Source organism: Rhodococcus sp. H29-C3 (assembly GCF_030063405.1).
In the GTDB taxonomy this organism is placed as follows: domain Bacteria; phylum Actinomycetota; class Actinomycetes; order Mycobacteriales; family Mycobacteriaceae; genus Rhodococcoides.
This window is the reverse complement of sequence record NZ_JASITC010000042.1, coordinates 1-4,579: the sequence shown is the minus strand read 5'-3', so window position 1 is coordinate 4,579 and position 4,579 is coordinate 1. Positions and strand designations below refer to the sequence as shown.

At 61.6% G+C, this 4,579-nt stretch carries 3 protein-coding genes; 1 reads left to right on the top strand and 2 read right to left on the bottom strand.

Annotation, left to right across the window (positions count from 1 at the left end):
- The first annotated feature begins 451 nt into the window (after positions 1-451).
- Complete coding sequence (locus QMK32_RS24990; protein ID WP_283478263.1) at positions 452-1,201, top strand: dienelactone hydrolase family protein; 750 nt, start codon at positions 452-454, stop codon at positions 1,199-1,201.
- Positions 1,202-1,260: 59 nt separating this feature from the next.
- On the opposite strand, the gene QMK32_RS24985 is transcribed toward QMK32_RS24990, so the two are convergent.
- Together QMK32_RS24985 and QMK32_RS24980 are read right to left on the bottom strand one after the other, a co-directional pair.
- Positions 1,261-3,357: a tyrosine-type recombinase/integrase gene (locus tag QMK32_RS24985; RefSeq protein WP_283478262.1), complete on the bottom strand. Its 2,097-nt coding sequence runs from the start codon at positions 3,355-3,357 to the stop codon at positions 1,261-1,263.
- Complete coding sequence (locus tag QMK32_RS24980; RefSeq protein ID WP_283478260.1) at positions 3,354-4,481, bottom strand: tyrosine-type recombinase/integrase; 1,128 nt, start codon at positions 4,479-4,481, stop codon at positions 3,354-3,356. Before QMK32_RS24980 ends, QMK32_RS24985 begins: the two co-directional genes overlap by 4 nt.
- Positions 4,482-4,579: the final 98 nt, after the last annotated feature.

The following is a 4,579-nucleotide window of genomic DNA, read 5'->3' as shown; positions in this document are numbered from 1 at the left end:
ATTATGTGGACACAAGGAAAATGTCAAGTCGCTTTGCCGACGGTTAGGTGACGGCTATTCGACTTGCCCAGTTCACCGGGATGATCCGTCGGATCGTCCCTACGAGACTGCGAAGCCTGTGCCCCGGACTGGAGGGAGTGGGGCGCTGGGGATTCTGCCATGAGCTACGGACAGGAGCACTAGTGCCGTCAAAATGGTGTTGCTCGGTGCGCGAACGTGAAGGTCAGAACGGTGATAGGCGCGCCTACTTCGTTCGTGGGCTAGAGTGCTCCGCATGACTACCGGGACGGCATTGCGCCACACACGGATGGGTGACCCGGCGCTCTTCTGAGCGCCGATCGGGCCGTCCGTACTGGCCCGTTGTTCAATCGCGGGAGTTGCGCTGGTGCGCGGGCTCCACCCACGTCGAGTTGATTGCAGGCTTCACACATCAACCACGACAGGAGAACCCATGCCCACCAAGAACTTGCAAATCCCTACCACCGACGGCGAAGCTGACTCGTTCGCAGCCTTTCCCGGCTATGGCGACCAGCACCCGGGGGTGCTGTTGTACCCGGACGTCTTCGGAGTGCGCTCCGAATTGGAGGACAGGGCCCGCGAACTCGCTGAGCGCGGGTACTACGTGCTCGTGCCCAATCTCTACTACCGTCACGGGCCGGCACCTATAGTCAGACTTCCTGAGCACATCGGAGAAGAAGTCCGCCCCGCGGTCGTAGCCCAACTGCTGCCTTTGGTCGAAGCGCACACCGCAGAACGCGCTGTGCGTGACGCCGAGGCTTACCTCATGTTCCTCAACGCCCAGCCCGAGGTCAGCGCCGGGCCGGTTGCAGTGATCGGCTACTGCATGGGTGGAGTCTTGGCGATCCGCACCGCAGCGGCGCATCCCGACAAAGTGGCCGCCGTCGCCGCATTCCATCCCGGGTCGTTGGTCACCGACGGGGCCGACAGTGCCCATCGTCTTCTCTCCACACTGACCGCCCAAGTCCATCTCGGTCACGCTGAAGGTGATATGACGCCCGAGGACCACGATGTTCTCCAGCAGTCTCTAGACGCCGCGAATCTCGACTACACCTCCGAGATCTACCCCGACACCATCCACGGGTACACCATGTCCGACACCGATGCTTTCAATGCTTCTGCTCTGCAACATCATTGGGACAGACTCCTTCCATTGCTCGACTCCGCACTATGCAAACGCTGAGGTTCCAGCTCGAGAACGGACGATCAGACGAGCTCTGATGTCGATGCGCTACTGGGGGGCTATCGCTGGATCGGTTCCGGTTCTTGCCCCAGGTCGGCGAGGAGCCCTGTGATGCGGTCGACGGTGCGTTCATGCCGTTCGGCCTCTTTGTCCCATCCTCGTTCGACGGCATCGGCAATCAGGGTGCGTTCGGTGACCAGCCGCGTCCTGAGGCGGGGCGCGTAATCGCTGGTGGTGAGGAACTTTGAGCAGGTCAAGACAAGATCGCATTCGCACGGTCCTTCCTGAGGTAGGCGCAGACAGTGTCCGAGTTCAAGTTCGGTCTTGAGGAAGTTCGTCTGCAGCCAGGACACTGCTTCCGGTTCGAGTCGGTGTTCGCGCAATGCCTGTGCGGCCGGTCCCGCCAGCACGACGCCGTCGAGATGCCGGTCGAGTGCGTCCTGATACTGCTGTTTGACGATCGGGTCCGACAGAGATGAGTAGATCAACGACATGTGCGGGGTGCGGTGCCCGAGCACGGCCATGATCGTCTGCAACCGGGCACCGCCCTCGGCGAGTTGAGTACCGATGGTGTGACGGAACCGGTGTGCGCTGACGGTGGGTCGGCCTTGCGAGTCGACCATTCCGGCTGCGGTACAGGCCGCTTTGAGAGAGAGGTCAAATAGAAAACCCGGCGATAATAGTCTTCCGCGGTAGGTGAAGATGTGCTCGACTGCCCGACCGACGCTGATGTCGTATCGTCCTCGCGCGCCTCGATTGTGAGCGAGCTCGATCAGCGGTTGCAGCGCTGCGGCCGCGTCGGGGTGCAGAGGGATCGAGCGCTCGGAGTAGCCCTTCCCGACAGGGATTCGTAGTCGCGGATGTCCATCCGGGTACGTGTCGAGGCAGTCGAGGGCAAGTCGGCGGATCTCGTCACGCCGAGCACCGGACCAGCGGGCCACGATCAGTGCGGCTCGCTGATACGGGTCCGGTAGCTGCTCGACCGCGTTCATGAGGGCTGCGAGTTCATGGTCTGGGATGAAGCGCGGCACGGTCTTGGTGATCCTGGGGATGTCACCGCGAGCAAAGAGCACCCGCCCTGGAACATCCTCCCAGCCCCACGACGCGGTGTCACTGACAAATCTTGCCAGCAGCGTCACGATCGAGCGCCGAGTGCTCACAGCCAAGGGAAGGCCGGTCTGCTGACTGGTCTGCTCACCGAGCCAGCGCAGGAACTCCTCGGCATGCTCGCGGGTCAACTGGTCGAGGTTCTCTACTTCAGGATGGGCTTCACACAGCCACAACACAAGACGGCGTAATGCGTCGCGGAAGTGGCGGACGGACTGTTCACGCCCGAGCGAGGCCTCCAGGTGCAATTTCAGGTAGCGGTCGACCACTGCTCGTATCAGCGGTGGCGTCTTCACTGGCGTGAGGTGGGCCGTCCAGGAACCAGCATCGATCCGACCCGGCGGCTCGGTGTTGACCTGTCCAATGGTGAACAACAACAGGTGAGCGGCATTGAGCCGGGTAGCTACTGAGCGCCGAAACGTTTCGACCGGGTCCGCCGGCAATCTGTTGCCTCGGGAACGACTGTAGAATTCGCGGATTGGCTCGTACCGTAGCCGCTCCGTGAATACATCACCTGCGCAACGCATCTCTTTAATATCCGCGGCAGTGATTGCTGCGAGATCGGGATCTCCTCGATGAAGTATCAGACGCCCCAATGCGGACTTCAAGTCGGTTTTGGCGCCGTCTGCGGTGTATCCGAGCTGAGCGAGTCGATTCACATGACTGTCGAAAAGCCCGAGGTCGATGCCGAGCCCGGTCGGTGCGGCGGAATCGGTGAAGGGGCCGGCGAAGGTTCGGGCGAATAATAGGTCGTAGTCGAGGCCGATACCGTGCACCAGGGAGAGATACGATAGGTACGGCATGATCACGTTGGCTCCACCGTGCGGGTGTTGTCCTGCAACAGGTTCGTCCACGTCGAACGTGCGTTGCGCCAGCGGGGCTGCGAACCATTCACTCAACTGCGGCCAGCGAGCAATGAATTCGTCGTAGTGGGCAAGACGCGAATATCGAGAACCTGGAGTTGTGTTAATCCACAGCCATTTCCGGTAGGTGGCACGGTCCACGTGCTGAACCGCTGCCAGCTCCGTCGCGAGCTCAACGGCGGTCAACGCCGATTCCTCAGTGCCGCGTCGTACTCGGTGAGTACTTGCTCATCCGATACCCGGGTGTACACCCCGATCGATTCCGGTGATGCGTGCCCCAAACGGCGCTGCAGGGCCAGCTCCCGCATTCCTGATTCCCACATCGCTGTCGCGTGGGTATGCCGCAACGCGTGCGGGGTCTTTTCTGGCGATCGGATACCGAGACGATCCAGCCGCCGGGCGAACCCGCGAGATACGGCCTGATAGCTCAGTGGTTCGAACCGTCGAGCTCCGGTACCCCCGACGAGGAACACGAAGTCGCTGTCGGCATCGCATGGCCGCTCATGAAGGACGTACCGGTTGACTGCGTCGAGGGTGCGGGGCTCGTGCAGGTCGACCACACGTTCCCTGCGGGATTTCGCCCGCGCACCGCGTGGGTGATCGTCTCGTTTTCGAATCGTCACGCGGCGGTGCCCGTACGAGACGTCCGCCAGCCGAAGACACAAGACCTCACCCGGTCGCAGCCCACCGTCGAGCATCAGTAGGAAAATGGCCAGATCCCGCGTCGACGTCATGCTCATCAACAAAGCCTCGATATCGTCACTGCTCAGCGGCCGGGGCAGGCGAATCGGCAAGCGTACCCGCACGACTCGGCGTATCGGACGCTGCCGACTCGCGTCTCCGACGAACGGTCGATGCCGATCGACCACCTTCGACAGTGCGGGATCATCGCGCTTCTGGAGTGGGTTCTCCGACCCGAGGTAGAGTTCCGCGGCGATGGCCCACTCGTAGAAGCTGGAAGTCGCGGCCAAAATTCGGGCGACCGTCGCCGCAGAGAGGCACCGACCCTCCGTGCCGGTCGTGACGAGACCGAGACGCTGGGCAGGTCCACGGCTGGGAATCCGTCTCAGGTACCCGAGAAACTCAAAGGCAGTCGAGGCCCGAAAGCCAGTCCATGCCTCGTGTTGCTCCTCGCAAAAATAAAACAATCGACGTAGGTCATAAGCATAGGCGCACAATGTGTTCGGACTGTAGCCAGAGTCTGCCAGATGCGAGAGGAAGCGACACACCGGCACGACGTCACCGCCCATGTCGTCAACCAGCATCACGCGACGAACGATCCCTGCCGCCGAGTGCTTGATCACTTTCATACCGGACTCCCCTCAGGTTGCCGGTATCTACTGCATCACGCAGCGACTTCCAACTCGTGCAGGCTGGAGTTCCGGTGTGTCGAGATAACTGAGAATTC